Here is a 23,268-nt window from a genome sequence, read left to right as displayed (position 1 = left end):
CCAGCATGAGTACCGCAGCCCACGCGGCTGCGCCGATCGTCGCCCTGACAGAGGCCGCCAAGCATTTCGGTCCGGTCAGGGCGCTCGACGGCGTGAGCCTGTCCATCTCTCCCGGCGACTGCCTCGGCCTCGTCGGCCACAACGGCGCCGGGAAATCCACGCTTGTGAACGTGGTCAATGGCGGGCTCGCGCCCTCCGCCGGTTCCGTCGACTTCCCGGCCTCCGGCGCGGCGACCGCGCTTGCCGCGGGGGTGCGCTCGGTGTTCCAGGAGCTCTCGCTCTGCCCAAACCTGACGGTGGCCGAAAACCTGCGCATCTCGCATTCCGCGCTCAAGGGCATGAACTGGCGCGCCGCCGCGCGGGCCGAGATCCGCGCCGCGCTGGATGAGGTCTTTCCGGGCCATGGCATCGACGCCGACGCCGCGGTTGACACGCTCAGCATCGCCGAGCGGCAGATGGTCGAGATCGCCATCGGATTTGCGCCGCGCGGGACCGAGGCGCGGCTGGTGATCCTAGATGAGCCGACCTCGTCGCTCGATGCTGGGATCGCCGAACAGCTGCTGAGCCATATCAAGCGGTTCTGCGCGGGCGGAGGCGCGGTGATCTTCATCTCGCACATGCTGGGCGAGATCTTCGAGGTCGCCACCCGCATCATCGTGATGAAGGACGGCAAGGTGGTGGCCGAACGCCCGGCGAGGGACTTCACCCGGCAGGGGCTTGTCGACGCCATGGGCCATGTGGCGAGCGAGGCCGCAGCGGCGCAGGCCACGCGCGTGCAGGGCGAGGAAGTGCTGCATACCCCCGAGGGCCTGCGCGCCCGCAAGGGCGAGATTGTCGGCCTTTCTGGGCTCGCGGGCCACGGGCAGGCCGAGGCGCTGGCCCGGCTCTACCTCGGGGCCACCTCGTCGTGGCGCAGCCCGCGCGCGGCGGGGATGGTGTTTGTCGCCGGGGACCGGGGCCGGGACGGCGTGCTGCCGCTCTGGTCCATTCTGCGCAATGCCTCGATCTCGATCCTGCCGCAGATCGCGCGGCGGGGCATGGTCGACCGGAGCCGTGAGGCCGAGATCGTCGCCGAGTGGAAGAAACGCATCGGCATCCGCACCGATGACGTGACCAACCCCATCCTGTCGCTCTCGGGCGGCAACCAGCAAAAGGTGCTCTTCGCCCGCGCGCTCGCCTCCTCCGCCCCGGTGGTGGTGATGGACGATCCGATGCGCGGGGTCGACGTGGGCACCAAACAGGACGTCTATGCCATGATCCGCGCCGAGGCCGCCCGGGGCCGCACCTTCCTGTGGTATTCCACCGAGACAGAAGAGGTCTGCCAATGCGACCGGGTCTTCGTGTTCCGCGATGGCGAGATCTCTGCCGAGCTGACCGGCGATCAGATCACCGAGGAGCGTATCCTCGAGGCCTCCTTCGAGATGGAAGGGGCGTGACGTGAAGCTCTTCGCGAAATACCGGATTCTGCTGCCCGTGGTCTCGCTGGCGGTGCTGCTGGCGGCGACCTTCTACATGCAGCCGCGGGCGATGAGCTACTTCGGCATCAACCTGCTGTTCAACCTCGCGGTGCCGATCGCGCTGGCGACCATCGCGCAGATGATGATCATCATGGTCAACGACATCGACCTGTCGCTCGGGGCCTTCGTCTCGCTGGTGGCCTGCGTGACGGCGACCTTCCTCAACGACAGTCCCATGCTCGGCGTGCTGATCCTGCTGGCGCTGGTGCTGTGCTACGCCGCTCTTGGTGCGGTGATCCATGCGCTCGATCTGCCGGCCATTGTTGTGACGCTGGGGATGTCCTTCGTCTGGGGCGGGCTGGCTCTCTTCATCCTGCCCAGCCCCGGCGGCGAGAGCCCGGGCTGGCTGCGCACCCTGATGACCGTCAAGCCGCCCTACATTCCCATGGCCGTCTGCGCCGCGGTGCTCATCGCCCTGGTGACCCATCTCGTGGTGATCCGCTCCGGCATCGGCACCGTGCTGCGCGGCGTCGGGGGCAATGCCCGTTCGGTCGAGCGCGCCGGCTGGCCGGTGGTGCGGCTCAAGGCGCTGGCCTATGGCCTTGCGGGGCTCTTCGGGGTCTTTGCGGGCATGGCGCTGGTGGGGCTCACCACCTCGGCGGATGCCAATATCGCGCTGCGCTACACGCTGCTCAGCATCGCGGGGGTGATCCTCGGCGGCGGCGAGTTCACCGGAGGCAAGGTGAGCCCGGTGGGCGCGGTGATCGGTGCGCTGACGCTGACGCTCGCGGCCTCCTTCCTGAGCTTCCTGCGGCTCTCGCCCGATTGGCAGATCGGCGCGCAGGGGGCGATCCTGATCCTAGTCCTGACGGCGCGGCTGCTCTTCACCCGCCGCGACGCGCAGGCATGAGGAGGCGCGCATGAAACTGATACAGAAACCCTGGCTCTGGTCCTGGGTCGCCGCCGCCGCTGCCTTCGCGCTCACCGTGGCACTGACCGAGGGGCGCGGCGCCGGAGAGCTCGCCTATGCCGCGCTCAGCTTTGGCGCCTTTGCGGCCATCGTCGGGCTTGGCCAGATGCTGGTGATCACGCTCGGTCCGGGCAACGTGGATCTGTCGATCCCGGCCACCATGACGCTCTCAGGCACCTTGGCGCTGAAGGCCATGGGGTCTGATCCCGGCACAGCGTGGATGGGGCTGGGGGTGGCGATCCTCGTCGGCCTTGGCACAGGGCTGGCCAATTTCGCGCTGATCTACCTGCTGCGACTGCCGCCCATCATCGCCACGCTCGCCGCCTCGCTCGTCTACCAGTCGCTGGCGATCTGGTCGAACCGGGGCCTGCGCATCAAGCCGCCCGCCGGGCTGGCCGACTTCGCCACGGGCCGCAGCTTCGGGATCCCCAACGTGGCGCTGGTGGGGCTTGGCCTGTCGATCCTGATCTGGCTGCTGCTCGAACGCTCGGTCTGGGGGCGCTGGCTGCTTGCCTCGGGGCAGAACCTGCGCGCCGCGCGGCTCGCCGGCGTGCCGGTCGAGGCGGTGCGGGCGGCCACCTATGTCGCGGTCACCGTCTTTGCCGCCATCGCCGGCTACCTGCTGGCGAGCTTCTCGGGCGGCGCGGCGCTCAACATGGGGGCCGAGTATCTTCTGATGTCGATCGCCGTGGTGGTCATCGGCGGCACCTCGATCGCCGGGGGCATGTCCAACGTGCCCGGCGTCTGGGGTGCCTCGCTTTTCATGTTCCTCGTCGTCTCCATGCTCAACTCCTATGGCGCGGGCGCCGGGGTGCGCATGGTGCTGACCGGTCTCATCATCATCGGCATCGTCATTGCCGCCAGCACGAGGAGGGTCCAGAGATGATCCGCACACCCGAGCATCTGGAAATCCATGACGAAAGGTTCCGCAGCCTCGTGCACCCGATGGGCAAACTCGAGCAGCTCTGCACCGGCTTCACCTGGACCGAAGGGCCGGTCTGGTTCGGCGATCGGAACGCGCTGATCTTCTCCGAAATCCCTTCGCAGACGCTGTACCAGTGGACCGAAGGGCAGGGGCTCAGCGTCTACCGCGCGCAAAGCCAGTTCAACAACGGCAATACGCGAGATCCCTGGGGACGGCTGGTGGGTTGTCGGCACGGCACGCGGGACGTGGTGCGGACCGAATACGATGGGTCGCTGACCGTGCTGGCCGCCGAGCACGACGGAAAGCGGCTCAACTCGCCCAACGACGTGGTGGCAAGCTCTGACGGCGCCGTGTGGTTCACCGATCCCACATACGGCATCATCTCCAATTTCGAGGGCAACCGCGCCGAGCCGGAGCAACCCGCCCGCCACGTCTTCCGCATCCCGCCGGAGGGTGGCGCGCCGGTGCCGGTGATCTCGGATTTTGCCCAGCCGAACGGGCTCTGCTTCTCGCCGGACGAGTCGATCCTCTACGTCGCTGAGAGCGGATCGAGCCATGACGACACCGTGCCCCCGGTCATCCGCAAGTACGCCGTCGACGGCGACGCGCTTACACCGCTGGGAGATTTCGCCACGCTCGATTGCGGCTTGCCGGACGGGATGCGCTGCGATGCGCTCGGCAACCTCTGGTCGTCCGCCGGGGACGGGGTGCATTGCTTTGCCTCGGACGGCACGCTGCTGGGCAAGATCCTCGTGCCCGAGGTGGTGGCCAACCTCTGCTTCGGAGGGCCGGACGGTCAGCGCATGTATATCACCGCGACCAGTTCGGTGTACCGCGTCTTCGTCGACGTGAAGGGCGCGGAGCCCTGGACCCGCAGCGGCCGCTGACGGCAAGCGGCAAAAAAGGGGCGCGCGGGTTCCCGCCTGCGAGTCAAGAAGCTGTGTCTGTATCCGATGGAACACGCGTCGGGACCTTGCCGTTGCATATCCAGACGCGCCGATTGCGGCGCCGGAATGAAGACAGATGCAAGGAGGCACGCCATGACTGCCATCGACAAAGCCAAGATCCTGATCATTGCCACCAACGGTTTCGAACAGTCCGAACTGGAGTTTCCCCGCGACCAGCTGCGCGTGAAGGGCGCGGAGGTCCATGTCGCCACGCTGGATGGCAAGGCGATCAAGGGCTGGGAGGGCTCTGATTGGGGCCGCGAGGCCGAGGCGGATGCCAAGGTCTCGGAGATCAACTCGCATGACTACGATGCGCTGGTGATCCCGGGCGGACAGATCAACCCCGATCTGCTGCGGGTCGAGCCCGCGGTGATCAACTTGGTGAAGGATTTCCACAATGAAGGCAAGGTGATCGCCGCCGTATGCCACGGACCCTGGGTGCTGGTCGAGGCGGGTATCGTCAAGGGCCGCGAGGTGACCTCGTACCACTCGATCAAGACCGACGTCATCAACGCAGGCGGCACCTGGGTGGACGAGCCCGTGGCCTGTGACAAGGGCATCGTCACCAGCCGCAAGCCGGACGACCTCAAGGATTTCGTGGCCAAGATCGTCGAGGAAATCGAGGAAGGTCAGCACAACCGTACGGCCGCATAACCTTCCGTGGTGGCCTTGCGAAGACTGGCCGCGCCGGGCAACCGGCGCGGCTTTTTGACGTATCAAGCCGAGCCCTCGAAGACGCAGAGCCCTGTCGGCGTCCCCTGGCGGTCGAGCCATGCCACACCCGAGGCGCCTCGCTCGCGGCTCACGCGCGAGAGTGCGCTTGTGGCGCATCAACGCGGGCGCAAGAGACGGGTGGGGGCGTTGGATAGGGTCGTTCAACAAGCGGAAACGCTCCTGCGGCAGATTTTACCTCCCGGTTTCGAGGGCACGTACAGTGCGCAGTAAAACCCCGATATTGTCCCCGCTCTGTCCAAGTCCTGCCCCAATCCGGGGCAATACCAGTTTGTGAAGAACGTTTACGAGGTGACGGGTATGGATCGGCTGACCGAAATGGAAGCCTTCGCCACGGTGGTGGACCAGGGTGGTTTCACCGACGCGGCGAAGAAGATGGGAATCTCGAAATCGGCCGTATCGAAACATGTCTCCTCGCTGGAAGCGCGGCTCGGCGCACGGTTGCTGAACCGCACCACGCGGCGCGTCTCCCCCACCGAGATTGGCCTTGCGTATTACGACCGTGCCCGCCGCGTGCTGAATGATGCCGGCGAGGCTGACGCGCTGGTCACCTCGATGCAATCGGCACCCTCGGGGCTGCTGCGCATCTCCGTCGCCACGGATTTCGGAGTGAACCACCTGAGCCCGGTGCTGGGAGAATTCCTTGCCGAGTTTCCCGACATCACCGTCAACATGGTGCTCAACAATCGCTACGTCGAGCTGATCTCTGAAGGCTTCGACATGGCGGTGCGGATCGGCGAGCTGGAGGACAGCACGCTGCGCGCCCGCAAGCTGACCGACACCACCAAGCGGATGATCGCCTCGCCGAATTACTTCCAGCGGTTCGGACGCCCGCAGCGGATCGACGATCTGAACGAACACAAGCTGCTGCACTATTCCAACCAGTCCTCGGGCAACGTCTGGAAGGTGACCGCGCCTTCGGGCGAGAAGCGGCAGGTGCGCACCGCGGGCTGGCTGTCTGTGAACGACGGGCAATCGCTGCTCAATGCCTGCATCGCCGGGCTCGGCATCGCCTACCTGCCGTCCTACCTCTACGCGGATGCCATGAAGCAGGGGCTGGTCGAGGACGCGATCCCCGATCTTCCGGTCGAGACGCAGGGCATCTATGCCGTCTACCCGCCGGGCCGCTTTACCCAGCCGAAGGTTCGCGCCTTCATCGATTTCCTCGTGCATGCCTTCGCAGAGAAGGGCCCGCACGACTGGTGACCTTGTTTTCCTCGGGCTGCGATCGTTCACGGCCCACCTGCGCCCCGGTTCGTCACCGGGGCGTTCTTTTGTCCGCGGGGACAGGGGTCTCAGCTCCCCGCGCCCGCCGGCAGGGCGAGCCCGTCAAACAGGATTTTGCCGCGGCGCAGAATCGTCTCGACGCATTGGCCAGGGCTGGCACCGTCGTAGATCGCCGCACGCAGCCCATGGGTGTAGATCGCATAGAAGGAGTCGAGCGCATCCTCGAGTTCCTCCCCGCTTCTATGGGTGAATTGTGGCGAGTCCCGCAGCGCCTGGAGGATCGGAGCGAGCGCCTGCCTCAATTGCAGGCGGTTTTCGATCTCGGTGTCGGCAGGCCATTGCCAAAAGTAGGCCTGCATCACAGCGAGAAGCCGCGGATCCTCGAGGTCTCCCTCCACGTAAACGGTCACGATGTGGCGCAGCTTTTCCTCGAAGCTGGCGTGCAAGGGCACCGAGCCGCACAGCCTATCTATCTGGGAAGCATTGTTTTCCCGGATGAGGGCGTAGAGCAGGCCGGCCTTGGAATGGAAGTAGACGTTGATCATCGCATGGGTGACGCCGGCCATCCGGGCGATTTGCGTGACCGAAACGTTGTGGTAGCCGTGCTCATCGAAGAGAGTGCGGGCAGCTGCGGTCAGGCGCGCACGGGTTGCGGCGCTCTTCTCGTCACGGCTTCGTCGGCGGCTCGCTGGGCTGTCCATCTGCTTGAGATTACGGCACGAAACAGGAAAGTCTATGACATTGTTACTAACAATGTTGAAAATCTGTCGCCCGCGAGACATAAGCCGCGGGCGGGTGACGAGTACCCTAGGTATCTGGAGAGACTTGAATGGACAAGTTTGCTGAGCTGCGCGCCTTCACACATGTGATGGACCACGGCGGCTTCACAGCAGCGGCGGAAGCGCTTGGCATGTCCAAGGCGGCGGTTTCCAAGAACGTCGCGGCGCTCGAGCGTCGGCTTGGGCTCAAGCTCTTCGAACGCACCACGCGTCAGGTGCGTCCGACTACCGAGGGCAACCACTACTACCGCTGGACCCGCCAACTGCTTGCCGAGGCCGACTGGGCTGACACCTGTGCCCGCGCGCTGGCCGAACCGCAGGTCGCCGCGCTGCGCGTCGCGGCGCCCGCCGAGCTGGTCGAGCACATGATCCTGCCGCGGCTTGGCCGGTTCCTCTCGTCGCACCCCGACAGCTCGGTGGTTTTCGAGACGGGGGGCTCCGAGGGCTGCGATCTGACGCTGAGCGCCGAGACCGGCGAGGCGATGGACGGCCGGCCGCTCGCGGTCAGCACCCATGTGGTCGTCGCCTCCTCGCTCTACCTTGCCAGCCATGGCCGCCCGGAGAGCGCCAGCGATCTGGCAAACCACCGGCTGCTGCACCTGCCGTCCGAGCAGGAGGGCGTGATCTGGACGCTGACCGATCGCCGCGGTGCGGTCACCCCGGTCACCGCCGAGCGGCGGATCGAGATGGCCGACACGCGCTCCGTGCTCGAGGCCTGCCTTGCGGGACTCGGGATCGCCTGCCTGCCCGATTTCGTTGTGGCGCGGGACCTCAGCGTCGGGCGTCTGACGCGGGTTCTGCCCGACTACGATTCCGCGCACCGGGTGATCCTGTCGCGCACCGAGAGCGGTGGTCCGGCGCGCGAACTGGCGATGCAATTCCAGTCCTATCTCGACAGCGCGCTGCGCGAGCAGGGCGCGCCGCTGGCCGGACGCGCCGGCGATCTGGCCCCCTGATCGAGGGCTGCGCCGCAACGCGTGCGGCGCTCACTCCACGGCGGGCAGCAGCACGACCTCGACGCGGCGGTTCTGCTCGCGGCCCGCGTCGCTGAGGTTGCTCGCAACCGGCGCGAGATAGCCCGCGCCATCCGCCTCCATCTGGCTCTCGGGCACACCCTTGGCCTGCAGGTAGCTGCGCGCGGCCCGCGCGCGGCGACGCGAGATCTCGACATTGGCGGCGACCGAGCCGGTGGCATCGGTGTGTCCCACGAAGAGCACCCGCCGCGCGGGATCGGCGGCAAGATAGTCCGCCAGCGCGTCGAGCGAGGCGATGTCGCCCGGCTCCAGCTCGTCTGCGCCGCTGGCAAAGGTGAGATCCCCCAGCACTGCATGGCCCCGCGCCTCGAGCGTCTGGATGAGGTCCGGCGTGCTGCTGGCGATCACCGGCTCTGCCTCTGCGGTCTCCTCCGGCGCGGGAACGGCCCCGGGCGCGGCGGCGCTGGCCCGGATCACCTGCACGAAGCCCACGGCGGGGCTGCGGCTGACCAGAAGGGTCAGAAATTCGCCCTCGGGGCTGCGTGCCGAGAGGGCGCGGTAGCTGCTGAGATCGACGTACATCGCCGGGCCGCGCATCACCTCGGTGGCGAAGCGGAAGTCGAAGCCGCCGCAGGCGCGCGCGGCGCAATCGAGCAGGATCTCCCATCCGGCGTCCTCGAGCTGCGCGCGGAGCGGTGCCATGATCTGCAGCACGGTGAGCCCGGTGGTCTCGATCCGCCAGGCCTGCCGCTGGATGCGGCCCTCGACGGTTTCGGTGAGCAGCCCCTCCATCTCGGTCCAAGGGGCCAAGGGGACGGCGTAGCTGCCGGGATCGGTGATCCGTTCCTCGGCGAGCTTGGCCGAGCCGGGCAGGGAGAGTTCGAAGGCTTGCGCCGGAAGGGCGGCAAGGACGGCCAGCACCAGCCCAGGAAGAAGGCGCTCAGCGCGCCTGCGCGTGGTAGTCGTCATTCGGCCGCATGTCTGTGGCGCTGGCCACCCGGTTGGTCATGTTGAAGAACGCCGCCACGTTGACGATGTCCCAGATGTCGCGCTCGGAAAAGCCCGCGTCGCGCAGCGCTTCGCGGTCGTATTCGGCGATCTCGGCGCTGCTCTTGGTCATCTTCTCGGCGAAGTGCAGCATCGCCCGGTGACGGTGGTTCAGATCAGCCGCGCGCCAGTTCATCACCAGCAGTTCGCCGAGCTTCGGATCGCCCGAGAGCGCGCGCACCGCGGCGCCATGGGCGGTCAAACAGTAGAAGCAGCGGTTGATCGAGGAGACCACCACGGCAATCATCTCGCGCTCGAGCTTGCTCAGCCCCGAATCCGCCAGCATCAGCTCGTTGTAGATCCCGGTAAAGGCATCGAGCTTGGCGATGTCGAAGGCATGCGCCCTGAGCACGTTCGGCACCATGCCCAGCTTCTCCTCGCAGACATCGAAGTATTTCTGCGTCCGCTCCGGGAGCGGGTCAACCATCGGCAGGTCGAGGGCGGTGGGCAGGTCCTTGGTCATGCGTTCAGGTTCCAGGCTTGATGCGGTAGTGGTACTGTCCCACAAGCTCCATCCCGAGGGAAGCATAGAGCCCGTTGGCCGCGGCGTTATCCGTGAGGCAGGCCAGCGACATGTAGCGTGCGCCCTTGCTCTCGGCCCAGACCGCCGCGCGCCTCATCATGGCCGTGCCGACGCCCTTGCCGCGGTGGGCCTCGAGCACCTCGAGCGCGTGGACCATGGCGATGCCGTCGTGGATCGCGCAGTAGCCCGCGCCCGCCGGCTTGTCCGAGACCCGACCGAAGAGCGCGGTCTTCGGGCCCCTGGCGCGCTCCATCACGCCGACGCGGGCCGGGCCGATACCGCCCGCGGCCCAGATCTCGCGCATCACCGCGAGCGGCTCCCAGAGCGCAAAGGCACTCATCCGGTGCGGCGGTTTCTCGGTCAGCAGGCCGATCTTGCAGACCCAGAGGTTGACCGGGTCGATGATACCGTAGCCGCGCGACTCGAGCGCCACGTCGAGCGCCGTCTCGCCGGCGCGGATCATGAAGAGAGGCTCCTGCCGCATCATCCGCTGCGCCTGTTCGGCGGCCTGCAGGTCGTCCGGGCTCCAGCCGTCCTCGGCGGTGATGCAAGAGACTCGCTTGCCGCCGCCGCCGCCCTCGCGCAGCAGCCAGGGGCCGGCGGCCACCGTCGAAGCGGCGGGCCAGGTGGTGTCGAGCGTGGCGTAAAGGCGGGGAAGGTCTGGCGTCATTCTTGCACTCTGCCGGGCCGCGGCGCGGGCAGGGCGCGCGCGGGCCGGAACGGGTTACGGTCTTTGTCCCTATCTATGGCGGCAGCGGTGCCCGAGGGCAATCGCCGCGGCGGGGCGGGGGCTCAGCTCTGGGGAAAGAGCGCGGCGAGACGTGTCATTGCCGCATCAACCCGGGCGCCCTCGGCGCCGCGGATGACGATGTTGGCACCGTAGACGCCGTCCTTCTGGAACGGGTAGGAGCCGATCGAGAGGTCAGAGAACTCGGCGGCCAGCGCCGAGAGCGGGCCGGCGATCTCGCCCTCGCCACGCTGGATGCGCAGCGATTGTGACAGCAGCGGCGCGCCGCCGGTCAGCGTCGGCAGCACGCTCGCCACCATCGCCTCGAAGACCGCGGGCACCCCGGCCATCACATGCACATTGCCAAGCGTGAAACCGGGCGCGATGGAGACCGGGTTGTCGATCAGCGTCGCGCCTTCGGGAATACGCGCCATGCGTTGGCGGGCCTCGTTGAACTCGGAGCCCTGGCGCCGATAGTGCGCCGCGAGCAGCTCGTAGGCATCCTGCCGCACTCCGATCGCGGCGCCAAAGGCCGCGGCGACCGCATCGGCGGTGATGTCGTCGTGAGTCGGGCCGATGCCACCCGAGGTGAAGACGTGGTCGAAGCTGGCGCTGAGCGCCTGCACCGCGCCGACGATGGCCTGCTTGTCGTCCGAGACCATGCGCGCCTCGCAAAGATTGATGCCCTGCTTGGTGAGAGCCTGCGCAAGGTAGTGCATGTTGGAATCGCGGGTCCGGCCCGAGAGGATTTCGTCTCCGATGACCAGCATTGCGGCGGTGGGATTGGCCATGGTCCTGCACTCCTAGTGGCGTCTGTCGCCCTTGGTATAGGCCTCGGCCCGGCGCTTTCAAACCCCCCGGAACCGTTTGCTTTTACGCAAGGTTCAAGATGCCTGCGCAAAAATCCGCTGGACAGTTACAGAATCTTCATGTGTTGTGGGCAACGGAATTTGGGTCGGCCAACCGGATACGATGTCCGGCAGGCCGACCAGGAAGATGGCGCTTTGGGAGGAGTGGCCATCTTCAGCGATCCGGTCGCCCCTTCGGAGGTGTTGGGGCGGCCGGATACTTTTCTTACAGGATATGCAGCCAGGCGACGCAAGCCGCTTCCTCGCAAAATCGCGGATCCGGCACCCCGCTCGCAAGGCCGAGAGAACAATTGCTCATTTCATGGGCAATTGCGCCCGGTCCCGGAGCGGCGAGGAGACCGTCACGGCGAGCAGAGTCGGGGGCACGGCGCGCCAGCGGCCACCAAGCGCTTTGCCAGGGATCGCACCTCCGCGATCCGCCCGAGATGCGTGCCATGCGCTCAGTTCAGAGCGGGTCTGCAATCCTGTACATTGTTCGCAGCCGTGAGAATGGCTAGTTTCATTTCACGACGCAGCGATGCGTCAACGGGTTTCCTGGAACTCTCTCCTCCTCCCTGAGTTCCGGAAATTGGCGGCGATCCCCCTCCTCCTCCCTGGGATCGCCGCACTTCCCGCTCCCCCAAGCTTTGATCCGCTTCTTGGCACCGCGCACTGGGACCTCTGCGATTCTCCGCATCTCGGCGGTTTCCTTGTCCGGCGCGGAAGGGTAAGCCTTTCCGATATCCCGCCGAGGCACAGTCTCGGCCGTTCGAGACCGAGGCAGACATGAAACTCATCATCGATACCGACCCCGGAGTCGACGACGCGCTGGCCATCCTCTACGCCGCCGCGCACCCACAGATCGAGCTGCTGGGGCTGACCACCGTGTTCGGCAATGTCACCGTGCAACAGGCGACCCGCAACGCGCTCTACCTGGTCGAGCGCGCAGGGCTCGACATCCCCGTGGCGGAGGGCGCGGCCAAGCCGATGCAGCTGCCGCCCTTCACCCCAAGCCATCATGTGCACGGCCCCGAGGGGTTCGGCCACCTGCCCGAGATGGCCCCCAAGGGCACCAAGATCGACGAGAGCGCCGCCGAGTTCCTCGTGCGCATGGCGCGCGCGCACAAGGGCGAGCTGGTGCTCTGTCCGATCGGCCCGATCACCAATGTCGCCGACGCCATCGCGCTCGATCCCGAGTTCGCTCGGAACCTGCGCGAAATCGTGTTCATGGGCGGCGCGCTCGACGCGCGCGGCAATATCACGCCCTACGCCGAGGCCAACACCTACCATGACCCGCATGCGCTCGACATCGTGCTACAAAGCGGGGCAGAGATTCGCATGATCGGGCTCGACGTGACGATGGAGGTGCTGCTCACCGCAGAGGACTTCGAGGAACTCGAGCGGCGCGACCCCGAGCATGGCGCCTTCCTGCGTGAAATGAGCCATTTCTACCTCGAGTTCTACCGCACTGTCGGCGCAGAGGGCTGCGGTCTACACGATCCGCTCGCCGTGATGGCCTGCGTCATGCCCGGGCTGGTGGGATTGGAGCACACGGCGGTGGACGTGGTGCTGGAAGGGCCGGAGATTGGCCGCACCCGCCGTGCGAGCGGGCGTCCCGAGATTGGCGTTGCGCTGAATTGCGACGGCGCCGACATCAAGCGGCGCTTCATAGCGAGTTTTGGGGGCTGAACCTTCCGCAAAGCAGAACCGCCGGACCATCGCTGGTCCGGCGGTTTTCATTTGAGCGCCACTGGCCGGCTCAGGACTGGGGAATGCCCTTGGGCGGCCCGAGGCGCTTTTGCGCGGCAATGCGGAAGGGCGCGTTCGGCCCTCCGAAGCCCTTGTAGCCCGGGCCGCGCTGGATGATCTCGAAGAACATGCCGCCGGCGAAGGCACGGCTGTAGACCTGGAAGAACTCCGCCTCGCCCTCGCGGTCGTAGAGGATGTTTCCGGCCCGCAGCTTCTCGAGCAGCCCCTCGGGCATGTCGAAACGCGCGGCCAGGTCATCGTAGTAGTTGCCCGGGATCGGCAGTGGCTCGAAGCCGAGCTCCCCCATCCGCGCCACGGTGTCGAAGATATCCTCGGTCGACAGCGCGATGTGTTGGACCGAGGCGCCGAAGGTCGAGGCGAGAAAGCGGCCCGCCAGCGTGCGATGCGTCTCGGCGCCGTTGAGGGTGATCTTCAAGCGGCCCGCGGCGCTTTCAACCACCTGGCTGCGCACCAGCCCGTCGGGATCGATCACGTCGACCATGGGCGATTTCTTCATGTCAAAGAGCGTGCTGTAGAACAGCGTCCAGCTCAGCATGTCCTCATAGGACATGGTCTGCGCGAGGTGGTCGACATGGGTGATCCCGGCACCGGCGTGCGGCTCGGTCGGCAATGCGTCGAACTCTACGTCCCAGACTTCGTCGAGCCCGCTGGTGCGGTCGATGAAATGCAGAACCGAGCCGCCGAGCCCGCGGATCGCCGGGATTGCCAGTTCGCCCGGCCCGGTGGGCTGCGAGAAGGTCGGCGAGCCAAGCGCATTGGCGCGGGTCACGGTGTCTTGCGCAGAGGAGACCTGCAGGCCGATGTCGCACACCGACAGGCCGCGGGTATTCCAGACGTGCGCGGCGTGCCCCTCGGTCTCGGAGTTCACCACGATGCGCACGTCGCCCTGCTGCCAGAGCGTGATCGCCTTGTTGCGGTGCTTGGCGGCGTTGCGGAAGCCGAGGGTGCGCAGCATGGCGGTCAGCGTCTCGACCTCGCCGTCGCGGGCGGCGAATTCGACAAAGCTGACATCCTCTGCGCGGACGCGCGGCGGGATGGCGGGCAGGTCGATGCGCGTCTCGGGTTCGGCGCGGCGCACGTCGTCCATCAGCGCGATCAGCGAGCGGTAGCCGTCCTGCGCCGTGGCGCGGGCATTGCTGCCGCGGAACTGGTCGTTGAAGATCTCGAGGCTGATCGGCCCGGTGTAGCCCGCCGCCATGACAGCCTGCATGAAGCGCTGCACCTCGAGATCACCCTCGCCGGGCATATTGCGGAAGTGGCGCGACCAGTAGAGCAGGTCCATGTCGATCGCGGGCGCGTCGGCGAGCTGCACGAAGAAGATCTTCTCGCCAGGGATCGCGCGGATCGACTCCGGATCCAGCTTGCGGCCGAGTGTGTGGAAGCTGTCGAGGATGATCCCGACATTGGGGTGATCGGCCTGGCGCACGATCTCCCAGGCGTCGCGGTGGTCGTTGATGTGACGGCCCCAGGCCAGCGCCTCGTAGCCAAGACGGATGCCGCGCTCGCGGGCGATCTCGCCCAGTTCGGCGAGGTCGCCCGCGGCCCGCTTGATGCCGCCCAGCGAGCGCGGGTGCACCGACGAGCATATCAGGATCAGGTCAGTGCCAAGCTCCTGCATCACGTCGAACTTGCGCTTGGCGCGGTCAAAGGCCTTGGAGCGCAGCGGCTCGGGCAGGCATTCGAAATCTCGGAAGGGCTGGAACAGCGGGATCTCGAGCCCGTGGTCGCGGATCATCCGCCCCACGTCCCGCGCGCCACCATCATGGGCGATGAAATCCTGCTCGAATATCTCGACACCATCGAAGCCTGCGGCGGCGATGGCCTCGAGCTTCTCGGGCAGGGTGCCCGAGATCGAGACGGTGGCGATCGCGGTTTTCATGGCGGGGGCCTCCTCAGTAGCCGAGCACGCGCGGCAGCCATATCACGGTCTGGGGCACGAAGGTCAGGATGATGAGCACGAGCACTTCAACAAGGAAGAACGGCATGATCGCCCGGATGAGCTTGGCCATGCCGACGTTCGCCACCCCTTCGGCGACGAAGAGACACAGGCCCAGCGGCGGGGTGATCAGGCCGATCATCAGGTTGAAGATGACCAGAATGCCGAAATGTGTGGGATCGACGCCCATCGACACGGCGATCGGGTGCAGGATCGGCACCAGCACCAGCATCGCCGCGATGCCCTCGAGGAACAGGCCCACGAAGAGGAAGAGCACGATCACCGCCAGCAGGAAGGTGGTCTTGCTGTCGACGTTCCCCAGGACCCAGTCGGTCAGCATGTTTGGAACGCGGTTGTAGGTCAGCAGCCAGTTCGCCGCCGAAACCGCCGCGATGATGATCAGGATCACCGCGCTGTCGCGCATGGCACCCGAGAAGATCCGCGGTAGCGCCGAGAGACGGATGTTGCGGTAGACGAAGAGCCCGAGGATGAGCGCGTAGCCGACGGCGAAGCTCGCAGCCTCGGTCGGGGTGACGATGCCCAGCAGGATCGAGCCCACCACCAGCACCGGCATCAGCAGCGGCAGAATGCCCTGCAGCAGCGCCTGAGCGTTCGAGGGGCCGCCGAGATCGCCGGCCTCGTGGCCGGCGTCGACCTTGACGGTCATCATGACGTAGGCCGAGAGGAACACCGCCAGCAGGATGCCGGGGATCACGCCTGCGAGGAAGAGCGCCGGTACCGATACGCCCGAAACGATCAGCGCGTAGATGATGACCGGGATCGACGGCGGGATGATCGGGCCAATGACCGAAGAGGCGGCAGTCAGCGCCGCGGCGAAGGCGCGGTCATAGCCGTGCTTTTCCATCTCCGGGATGAACACGCGGCCGATCGCCGAAGTGTCGGCCACGGCCGAACCCGACAGGCCCGCGAAGATCACCGAGGCCCAGATATTGACCAGCGCGAGGCCGGCGCGCATGCGGCCCACCAGCACGTTGGCAAAGGCGATGATCCGGCCGGTGATGCCGCTTTCGTTCATCAGCTCGCCCGCCAGCACGAAGAGCGGGATTGCCAGCAGCGGGAAGGAGTTGAGACCTTTGAAGATCTCGGTCGGCACGATGCGCAACGTGTAAGGCGCTTCGCCCATGCCCATGAAGAAGAGCAGCGCCGCGAGGATGGCCACCGCGATGGGGGCTCCGGCCAGCAGGCCGCCGATGAGGATGACGTAGACCATGGATCAGACCTCTGCGTCGCGGCCGGAGAGCCGCTGCATGAGCTTCAGTGCCGCCGCGATGGCGAGGAGCGCGCCGCCGAAGGCGATGGCGTATTGATAGGGGCCCACCTTGCCGAGCCACGTGAGCGCCTCGATGCCGGTGCCCTGCGCCAGCGCGTCGGCGGTGCTCTTGAGACCGGAGGAGGCGACATCGCCGCGGCGCAGGGCAAAGACGTGCCCGGCGTAGGCGAGCGCGATGCCGGTGGCGACGCCGACGGCGTCAGCGGCCACGAAGAACCAGTGACGTAGGCGTTTGGGCAGCATGTCCGAGACCACGGTGAAGCGGATGTGGTTGTCGCCAAGATAGGCCAGCGCCAGGCCGAACATCACCCCGTAGATCGTCAGGTAGATCGGCAGCTCCTCGCCCCAGGGGACGGAACGCCCCACGGCGTAGCGCCGCAACGAGTTGACGAAGATGATGATGAAGACCAGCGCCATGCTGAGACCTGCGCCGAAGGCGAAGACCCACCTCGCGCCGCGGATGAGACGATCCATCTTGGCTCCTCCATGGGAAAGACCGGGCCGCGCAGGGCGGGCCCGGCCGGATGTCATGCGGTGTTACTGGGTCGCGTCTGCGACAGCCGACTGCAGGCGATCGATCCACTCGGCGTCGTCACCAAGCTCGCCGCGCAGGTATTCGATCACCGCGGGCTGTGCCTTTTCGGCGAAGGCTGCGATCTCGTCCGAGGTCGGTGCATAGACCTGCATGCCCTCGGCCTGTGCCTTGCCGACGCCTTCGGCGGTGTTCCACTGCTGGATCGCGCGGCCCATGGTGCCGGCAACGCGTGCTGCCTTGCGAACAACTTCCTGCTGCGCCGGCTCGAGCATGTCATAAAACTCGTCCGAGATCACGATGAAGTCCGCCGCGTAGACGTGGCCGTCGAGCGTCATGTACTTCTGCAGCTTGTGCAGACCGTTGTTGTAGATCACCCCGACCGGGTTCTCCTGGCCATCGACCACGCCGGTAGAGAGCGCGTTCGGCAGCTCGGTCCAGGCGATGGGGGTCGGCTCGCCGCCGAGGCCCTTGACCATTTCCACGTAGAGCGGGATCGGCTGGACGCGGAACTTCAGGCCTTCCATGTCCGCAGGCGATTTGATCTCGCGGGTGTTGTTGGTGAAGTTGCGGAAGCCGGTCTCGCCGTAGGCGAGGGTGCGCAGGCCGGTCTCTTCGAGGCAGTGCTGCGCCAGCTCGTCGCCGAAGGGTCCGTCGAGCACGTCCCAGGCGACGGTCGCCGACGAGAAGGTGTAGGGGATGTCGAGCACGGAGGCTGCCGGGCAGACCTTGGACATCGCGCCCGAGATCAGCGCGACCTGGGTCAGGTTGTCCTGCACCTGCGCCACCAGCTCGTCCTCGTTGCCAAGCGCGCCGGCCGGGAAGATCTCGACAGTCATGTCGGATTCACTCTCGACGATGTTCTTGAAGATCTGCGCCGCGGCGCCTTTCTTCGAGCCGGTCCAGTCGTCGGGGTCGACGTGGGCGACCCGCAGGGTCTGCGCCCCGGCGGCAGTGGCGACGAGGCCACCGCAGAGTGCGGTGGCGGCGAGCAGTGTCTTGGTGATCGAACGCATGAGTTCCTCCCTTAGCGTTTCTGTGTGCCCGCGTCCTGCGCAGGCTGATCGAAGGCGTCGAAGGTCGCCTTCATGCGAACCGGATCGGCGGGCCGCCCGGTGAAGAGTTCAAAGGCGCGCACCGCCTGGAAGACCGCCATGCCCGAGCCCGGCAGCACCCGGCACCCCTTGGCGCGCGCGGTGGCGATGAGCTGGGTTTCCAGCGGGAAATAGACGATGTCGGCGACCCAGAGGTCGGCGTCTATCAGGTCTTCGTCGATCGCCATGCCCGGCAGCTTGGCCATGCCCATAGGGGTCGCGTTGACCACACCGTTCGGCTTGTCCTGCGCAAAGAGCGCGGCAAGATCGCTGACTGCCTGCGTTTTGGTGTCCGGACGGTTCGAGGCGACGAGCCTTGCCAGCCCCTCGGCACGGGCAGGATCGGTGTCGAAGATCGACAGGTTCTTCACGCCGCAATCGGCCAGCGCGTGTGCGACGGCGACGCCTGCGCCACCGGCCCCCAGCAACACCGCGTGATCCGTATCGGCGCCGTCGAGACCGCGGCGGAAGCTCTCGGCAAAGCCCCACATGTCGGTGTTGTGACCGATCCGCCTGCCATCCTGGAAGACAACGGTATTCACCGCGCCGACGGCGCGCGCGTTCTCGCTCAACTCGTCGAGCAGGGGGATCACGTCGATCTTGTAGGGGTAGGTGATGTTGAGGCCATCGAAGCCCGCGGCCTCGGCCGATTGCACCATCTGCGCCAGCGTCATGTCGCGCCGCTCGGGCGCGTCCATGTCGAGCTTCTTGTAGGTGGCAAAGAGACCCTGCGCGCGTGCCTCCTGCATTTGCATGAGAGGCGTGCGCGACAGCGCGATACCCTGACCGATCAGCCCGGCCAGCAGGCAGTCTTCCCGTGTTTGCGCGGTGTCCAAAGCGGTCTTCTCCCCCTTGCGTCGTGTTGGCGGCCTCGCGGCAACCAGGCCCGGATGCTTTGAACTCCCGGGTTAATTGGCATCAACATTGAACTCACGGGTTAAATTGTCAAGATAATTGAACCCACGGGTTAAAAATGTAGGATGGTCCCCGGTGAGGCAGCAGGGAAAGCCCATGGAAAGTCGCGAGAAGTCCCGGAAGTGGAAACAGAATCCGGAAGCGGTCAAGGCGGATATCCTGCGCGTCGCGCGGGCCGAATTCGCCAAGAACGGGCTTTCGGGCACCCGAATCGAGGACATCGCGGCGGGCACGAAGACGTCGAAGCGGATGATCTTCTATTATTTCCAGGACAAGCAGTCGCTCTACGAGGCGGTGCTCGAAGACTGCTATGCCGAGGTGCGCGAGGGGGAGTTGGAGCTCGACCTGGAAGGGTTGCGGCCCGACGTGGCGCTGCGGGCGCTGCTGGAATTCACCTTCGACCACCACCGCCGCAACCCTGAGTTCATCCGCCTGGTGATGATCGAGAACATCCACGAGGCGCGGCATATGCAGAAGATGCACGCGCTGGCGGCAAAGAACGAACGCGCCATCGGGGTGGTCGAGCGGATCTGTCGGGCGGGCTGCGAGGCGGGGCTCTTCCGCCCGGACATCTCGCCGGTCACGCTGCACTGGCAGATCAGCGCCGTCAGCTTCTTCAACGTCGCCAACCGCGCGACCTTCTCGACCAACTTCGGCCCGGAGCTGTTTGGCGAGGCGGGGCAGGCTCTGCTGCGACGCACCGCGATCCGCGGCATCCTCGCCTCGGTTTTGAAGGACGTGAGCCAGCTCGACGCGCTGTGCCCGGCGGATCCCGCGCTGGCCTAGAGCCCGGGCACCAACCGCGCGGCGTCGAGGATAGAAAAGACCGGCCGGCCGGTGACCTGCCGGATCGCCTTGGCATAGGGCGGCAGGTTGCCGCATTCGAGCACGATGGCGGCGATCTCGGGCGCGCGGACGACGAGCGCTTCGGCGGCGCGGCAGACCTCGGCCTGCATCCGCGCGGCATCGAAGGAGGCGTGCTGGCTGTGCTTGGGGGCAAGAAACGTTTCCGCGAAAAGTGCGCTGTCCTGCAGCCCGCCGATCCGCACGTCCTCGGGGCCGGCCCCGGCGGCGCGGAGCGCCTCCGAGCCAAGCGCCGAAGCCGAGGCGGTGAGCACTCCGACAGGCCGTCCGCCGACCATCAGCCGCACGCTCGGCAAGAGGCAAAGGCCCGACAGCAGCACCGGCACGGGCAAGGATGCCCCGATCTCGCGCTGAACGGTGATCAGGAAGCCGCAGGTCGAGGTGATCAGGCAGGCGCCTTCGGACACCAGATCCTCGGCGGCCCTGCGGAACCCGTCGACCAAAGCGGGCGCGGGGCGGCCGTCCTTGACGATGTCGGGGCTGCCCGCGCCGGGCACGACGCGGACGCGGGCGGGCAGGTGGTAGCTTTCCGGATTGCCCGCGTCGCCAAGGATGCGCGGAAAGCGCGTGTCGAGACTTAGGATGCCGACAAAGGGGGACATGTGGTGCCTCGGGGAAGGGCCGGGAGCGCGAAAGGCGCTCCCGGCGGGTCTCATTGCTTGGCCTGTACCATGTCCGGCAGCCAGGTGGCGAGGCCGGGGAAGGCAACCAGCACGCCCACCATCAGCACCATGATCAGGAACATCGGCAAGGCGGTGCGGGCGATGTAGCTCATGTCGTGGCGGGTCATCCCTTGCAGCACGAAGAGGTTGAAGCCCACTGGCGGGGTGATCTGCGCCATCTCGACCACCACCACGATGAAGATGCCGAACCAGATGAGGTCGATCCCCGCGGCGCGGATCATCGGCTCGATGATCGCCATGGTCAGCACCACCGCCGAGATCCCGTCAAGGAACATGCCGATGATGATGTAGAAGACCGTGAGCGCCGCGATCAGCGCCACCGGCGACAGCTCCCACGCGGCGATGACCCCCGCGAGCGCGCGCGGCACGCCGGTGAAGCCCATGGCCAGTGTCAGGAAGCTCGCCCCCATCAGGATCAGCGCGATCATCGCGGAGGTGCGGGTGGCCCCCATCAGGCTCTGGCGGAAGGCCTCCCAGCTCAGCGAGCCCTGCAGCGCCGCCAGCACCAGCGCCCCGATGACGCCGAAGGCCGCCGCCTCGGTCGCTGTGGCGACGCCGAGATACATCGAGCCGATGACCACGAGGATGAGCACGATCACCGGGATCAGCAGGGTCGAGGCACGCAGCTTCTCGGCAAAGGTGGTCTGCGGCTCGGGCGTGGGGGTCTGGTCTTTGCGGACCACGGACCAGATCGCGATATAGGCCATGAACATGGTTGCGAGCACGATGCCGGGGATGACGCCCGCCATGAAGAGCCCGGTGATGCTTTGCTGCACGGTCACGCCATAGACGATGAGGGTCAGCGAGGGCGGGATCATCAGCCCGAGCGTGGCCGCCCCGGCGAGCGTGCCGATGATCATGAACTCGGGATAGCCGCGCTTGCGCAGCTCGGGGATCGACATCTTGCCCACGGTTGTCAGCGTCGCCGCCGAGGAGCCCGAGACTGCTGCGAAGACGGTGCAGCCGACCACATTTGAATGCAGTAGGCCACCGGGGAAGCGCGAAAGCCAGGGCGCGAGTCCCTTGAACATGTCCTCGGAAAGCTTTGTGCGATAGAGGATTTCGCCCATCCAGATGAACAGCGGCAGCGACGTGAGAGTCCAGCTCGAGGACGAGGACCAGACGGTGATGCTCATCGAGCTGCCGGGGTTGCGCGGGGTGAAGCCGATCATCCCCATATAAGCCACGCCCATCAGCGCCAGCCCGACCCAAAGACCGGAGCCGAGAAGGAAGAACAGAACGAAGAGGAAGACCCCGATCTTCAGCCCCACCGCATCACGGTCGAAGCCGGTCATCAGGTGGACCGCGGCGTAGAGCACCAGCGCGCATGCCGCGAACATGGCGAGCCGGACCTTCGTCGATCCCAGTGCATCGCGCAGCATCGGACCGCGCGGGGCATCGACACCCATCTTTTCGGTGAAGAGCAGCCCAAGCAGGCTGTCGATCACCGCGATGGCCAGCAGCACTGCGCCCACGGCCATGGCGATCTGTGGGATCCACAGCGGTGTGCCATCCTGGCCCTGGCTGATGTCGTTGATCTTGTGGCTCAGGATCGGCGCCTGCACGGCGTACCAGGCAAAGAAAAGCGCGACCGCTGCGCCGGCGGTGTAGCACCAGATCTCGATGCCCCGGCGCAAGGCGCCGCCGCGCTCGACGAGCATGCCGACCCGGATGTGCTCGTTGCGGCGGAACGTGTCGGCCAGCGCGAGAAAGGACGCCGTGGCCATGGCATAGCCGGCGTAATTCGCGCCGCCGGGGAACAGCACCCCGGTCCAGCGGGTGACCATCTGGGCGACGACAAGGCAAAGGATCGAGACCAGCGCCAGAGCCGCCCCGAAGCCGGAGAGTGTGTAGAGCCCGTCGGTCAGGCGGCGCAAGGTAGAGCCAGCAGTCATCGCGTCGCGGCCTCCCGTGTTTGTAGGTGATGTCGTGGCTTTGTCAGCCCAGGGCGGACGCACCTGCCTCGCTGGAAGCAGGGTCGGCGCCCCGGTCTTGCCGGGGCACCCTGCGTCTGTCGAGCCCGTGCTTGCGGGGCCAGTGCTTACTGGGCCTCGTAGGCGTCAACGATGGCCTTGCCATCCTCGCCCGCGTTCTCCAGCCATTCGGCGGTCATGGTCTTGCCGATCTCCTGCAGCTTGGCGGTGATCGCCTCGCTCGGCGGGTTCACGTCCATGCCGTTGTCGGCCAGTGTCTTGACGAAACCGCCGGCCAGTTCGGAGGCCTTCTCGGCGCCGCGGGTCTGCGCGGCCGCCGCCTCGTCGAGCACACAGGTGCGCGCCGCGTCAGACAGCCCGTCCAGCGCGTCCTTGTTGACGAAGACGGTGTTGCGCGGCAGCCAGGCCTTCACATCGTAGAAGTTGGTCATGTCTTCCCAGACGCTCTCATCCACGCCGGTGGCGCCCGAGGAAATCATCGCCGAGACGACGCCGGTCGCCAGTGCCTGCTTCAGATCCGCGGCCTCGACTTGCGTCGGCACCATGCCGGCAAGCTCGGCGACGCGCGCCGTGATCGAGTTGTAGGCGCGGAACTTGGTGCCTTCCATCGCCTCGGGGGTCTCGACAGGCTTGGAGAAATAGAGACCCTGCGGCGGCCAGGGCACCGAGTAGAGCGGCACGATGTTCTGCTCTTCGAGCACCTTGGCCAGCACGGGCTCGGCGGCGGCGCGCAGCTTCTCGGACGCCTCGAAGGAGGTCGCGAGGAAGGGGATCGAGTCATAGGCGAAGACGGCGTTCTCGTTGGCATGGGCGGACAGGAGGCGCTCGCCGATCTGCGCTTCACCGAGCTGCACGGCGCGCTTGATCTCGTCGCCCTTGAACAGCGAGCCGCCAGCGTGGATGACGATCTCGAGCTCGCCGCCGGTACATTCCTTGACCGCATCCGCGAAGGTCTGCGCGTTCTCGGTATGATAGTTGTTGGCGGGGTATGCCATCGGCATGTCCCAGGTCTCGGCCGAGGCGGCGCCAGCGAGCGCGGTGGTCAGCGTCAGGACTGCGGCTGCGGTGAGTTTCATAGTGTACCTCTCTGTGG

At 66.5% G+C, this 23,268-nt stretch carries 22 protein-coding genes and 1 pseudogene; 9 read left to right on the top strand and 14 right to left on the bottom strand.

All coding sequences use genetic code 11. The features are described from left to right. Positions 1–5: 5 nt before the first annotated feature. From G0D83_RS02335 to G0D83_RS02310, 6 genes are all read left to right on the top strand, one after another. Entirely contained in the window at positions 6–1,436 is a 1,431-nt protein-coding gene (locus G0D83_RS02335) for a sugar ABC transporter ATP-binding protein (protein ID WP_164189150.1), read from the top strand. 1 nt (position 1,437) lies between these two features. Beyond that, positions 1,438–2,367: an ABC transporter permease gene (locus tag G0D83_RS02330; protein ID WP_370457136.1), complete on the top strand. Its 930-nt coding sequence runs from the start codon at positions 1,438–1,440 to the stop codon at positions 2,365–2,367. A 10-nt stretch (positions 2,368–2,377) separates the two neighbouring features. Next, positions 2,378–3,313, top strand: a complete 936-nt coding sequence (locus G0D83_RS02325) for an ABC transporter permease (RefSeq protein ID WP_164189148.1) — start codon at positions 2,378–2,380, stop codon at positions 3,311–3,313. Continuing rightward, positions 3,310–4,239, top strand: coding sequence for an SMP-30/gluconolactonase/LRE family protein (locus tag G0D83_RS02320; protein WP_164189146.1), 930 nt, complete (start codon positions 3,310–3,312; stop codon positions 4,237–4,239). The genes G0D83_RS02325 and G0D83_RS02320 overlap by 4 nt, the downstream gene beginning before the upstream one ends. A 153-nt stretch (positions 4,240–4,392) precedes the next feature. Then, a complete protein-coding gene (locus tag G0D83_RS02315) occupies positions 4,393–4,953 on the top strand; it encodes a type 1 glutamine amidotransferase domain-containing protein (RefSeq protein WP_164189144.1) in 561 nt (186 codons plus the stop codon). Between the two features lie 378 nt (positions 4,954–5,331). Further along, positions 5,332–6,237 carry a LysR family transcriptional regulator gene (locus G0D83_RS02310; protein ID WP_092420218.1) on the top strand — a complete coding sequence of 302 codons (906 nt, stop codon included), beginning with the start codon at positions 5,332–5,334 and terminating at the stop codon, positions 6,235–6,237. An 89-nt stretch (positions 6,238–6,326) separates the two neighbouring features. On the opposite strand, the gene G0D83_RS02305 is transcribed toward G0D83_RS02310, so the two are convergent. Beyond that, on the bottom strand, positions 6,327–6,959 hold the full coding sequence (locus G0D83_RS02305) for a TetR/AcrR family transcriptional regulator (RefSeq protein WP_164189142.1): 633 nt from the start codon (positions 6,957–6,959) through the stop codon (positions 6,327–6,329). Between the two features lie 128 nt (positions 6,960–7,087). Here G0D83_RS02305 and G0D83_RS02300 point away from each other — a divergent pair, with 128 nt between their 5' ends. Then, on the top strand, positions 7,088–7,993 hold the full coding sequence (locus G0D83_RS02300) for a LysR family transcriptional regulator (protein WP_164189140.1): 906 nt from the start codon (positions 7,088–7,090) through the stop codon (positions 7,991–7,993). Between the two features lie 30 nt (positions 7,994–8,023). On the opposite strand, the gene G0D83_RS02295 is transcribed toward G0D83_RS02300, so the two are convergent. The 4 genes from G0D83_RS02295 to G0D83_RS02280 form a co-directional block, all read right to left on the bottom strand. Then, entirely contained in the window at positions 8,024–8,980 is a 957-nt protein-coding gene (locus tag G0D83_RS02295; RefSeq protein ID WP_164189138.1) for an OmpA family protein, read from the bottom strand. Beyond that, a complete protein-coding gene (locus tag G0D83_RS02290) occupies positions 8,952–9,521 on the bottom strand; it encodes a peroxidase-related enzyme (protein WP_164189136.1) in 570 nt (189 codons plus the stop codon). Before G0D83_RS02290 ends, G0D83_RS02295 begins: the two co-directional genes overlap by 29 nt. A gap of 4 nt (positions 9,522–9,525) precedes the next feature. Then, on the bottom strand, positions 9,526–10,251 hold the full coding sequence (locus tag G0D83_RS02285; protein ID WP_164189134.1) for a GNAT family N-acetyltransferase: 726 nt from the start codon (positions 10,249–10,251) through the stop codon (positions 9,526–9,528). A gap of 122 nt (positions 10,252–10,373) precedes the next feature. Continuing rightward, on the bottom strand, positions 10,374–11,099 hold the full coding sequence (locus G0D83_RS02280; protein ID WP_164189132.1) for a molybdopterin-binding protein: 726 nt from the start codon (positions 11,097–11,099) through the stop codon (positions 10,374–10,376). A gap of 843 nt (positions 11,100–11,942) precedes the next feature. Here G0D83_RS02280 and G0D83_RS02275 point away from each other — a divergent pair. Then, a complete protein-coding gene (locus tag G0D83_RS02275) occupies positions 11,943–12,845 on the top strand; it encodes a nucleoside hydrolase (protein ID WP_164189130.1) in 903 nt (300 codons plus the stop codon). Positions 12,846–12,915: 70 nt separating this feature from the next. Here G0D83_RS02275 and G0D83_RS02270 read toward each other — a convergent pair whose 3' ends face one another. The 5 genes from G0D83_RS02270 to G0D83_RS02250 form a co-directional block, all read right to left on the bottom strand. Beyond that, positions 12,916–14,805 carry a bifunctional sugar phosphate isomerase/epimerase/4-hydroxyphenylpyruvate dioxygenase family protein gene (locus G0D83_RS02270; RefSeq protein WP_164189128.1) on the bottom strand — a complete coding sequence of 630 codons (1,890 nt, stop codon included), beginning with the start codon at positions 14,803–14,805 and terminating at the stop codon, positions 12,916–12,918. A 13-nt stretch (positions 14,806–14,818) separates the two neighbouring features. Then, positions 14,819–16,093 (bottom strand): TRAP transporter large permease, encoded by a 1,275-nt coding sequence (locus tag G0D83_RS02265; protein WP_108969139.1) that lies wholly within the window; start codon positions 16,091–16,093, stop codon positions 14,819–14,821. 3 nt (positions 16,094–16,096) lie between these two features. After that, positions 16,097–16,627 carry a TRAP transporter small permease gene (locus tag G0D83_RS02260; RefSeq protein WP_164189126.1) on the bottom strand — a complete coding sequence of 177 codons (531 nt, stop codon included), beginning with the start codon at positions 16,625–16,627 and terminating at the stop codon, positions 16,097–16,099. Between the two features lie 63 nt (positions 16,628–16,690). After that, entirely contained in the window at positions 16,691–17,701 is a 1,011-nt protein-coding gene (locus tag G0D83_RS02255) for a DctP family TRAP transporter solute-binding subunit (RefSeq protein ID WP_108969142.1), read from the bottom strand. Positions 17,702–17,712: 11 nt separating this feature from the next. Next, positions 17,713–18,615: a shikimate dehydrogenase gene (locus tag G0D83_RS02250; protein WP_164189124.1), complete on the bottom strand. Its 903-nt coding sequence runs from the start codon at positions 18,613–18,615 to the stop codon at positions 17,713–17,715. Between the two features lie 175 nt (positions 18,616–18,790). Here G0D83_RS02250 and G0D83_RS02245 point away from each other — a divergent pair, with 175 nt between their 5' ends. Then, the gene (locus tag G0D83_RS02245) at positions 18,791–19,480 is read left to right on the top strand and encodes a TetR/AcrR family transcriptional regulator (protein ID WP_108969145.1); all 690 of its coding nucleotides are present in this window, start codon (positions 18,791–18,793) and stop codon (positions 19,478–19,480) included. Here G0D83_RS02245 and G0D83_RS02240 read toward each other — a convergent pair. The 4 genes and pseudogenes from G0D83_RS02240 to G0D83_RS02230 form a co-directional block, all read right to left on the bottom strand. Continuing rightward, positions 19,477–20,160, bottom strand: a complete 684-nt coding sequence (locus tag G0D83_RS02240) for an aspartate/glutamate racemase family protein (RefSeq protein ID WP_164189123.1) — start codon at positions 20,158–20,160, stop codon at positions 19,477–19,479. The two genes, G0D83_RS02245 and G0D83_RS02240, sit on opposite strands and share 4 nt — an antisense overlap. Before the next feature lie 50 nt (positions 20,161–20,210). Next, positions 20,211–21,536: a TRAP transporter large permease gene (locus G0D83_RS02235; RefSeq protein WP_235940376.1), complete on the bottom strand. Its 1,326-nt coding sequence runs from the start codon at positions 21,534–21,536 to the stop codon at positions 20,211–20,213. A gap of 138 nt (positions 21,537–21,674) precedes the next feature. Beyond that, positions 21,675–22,136 (bottom strand): annotated as a pseudogene (locus G0D83_RS32030) (TRAP transporter small permease); the annotation flags it as partial. Positions 22,137–22,282: 146 nt separating this feature from the next. Continuing rightward, a complete protein-coding gene (locus G0D83_RS02230) occupies positions 22,283–23,251 on the bottom strand; it encodes a TRAP transporter substrate-binding protein (protein WP_164189119.1) in 969 nt (322 codons plus the stop codon). Between the last annotated feature and the right edge of the window lie 17 nt (positions 23,252–23,268).

Origin of the sequence: Salipiger sp. PrR003, assembly GCF_010500785.1 — a bacterium.
Taxonomy (GTDB): domain Bacteria; phylum Pseudomonadota; class Alphaproteobacteria; order Rhodobacterales; family Rhodobacteraceae; genus Salipiger; species Salipiger pacificus_A.
Note: the sequence above shows the minus strand (reverse complement) of the source record. Positions and strands in the feature narration are given on the sequence as shown.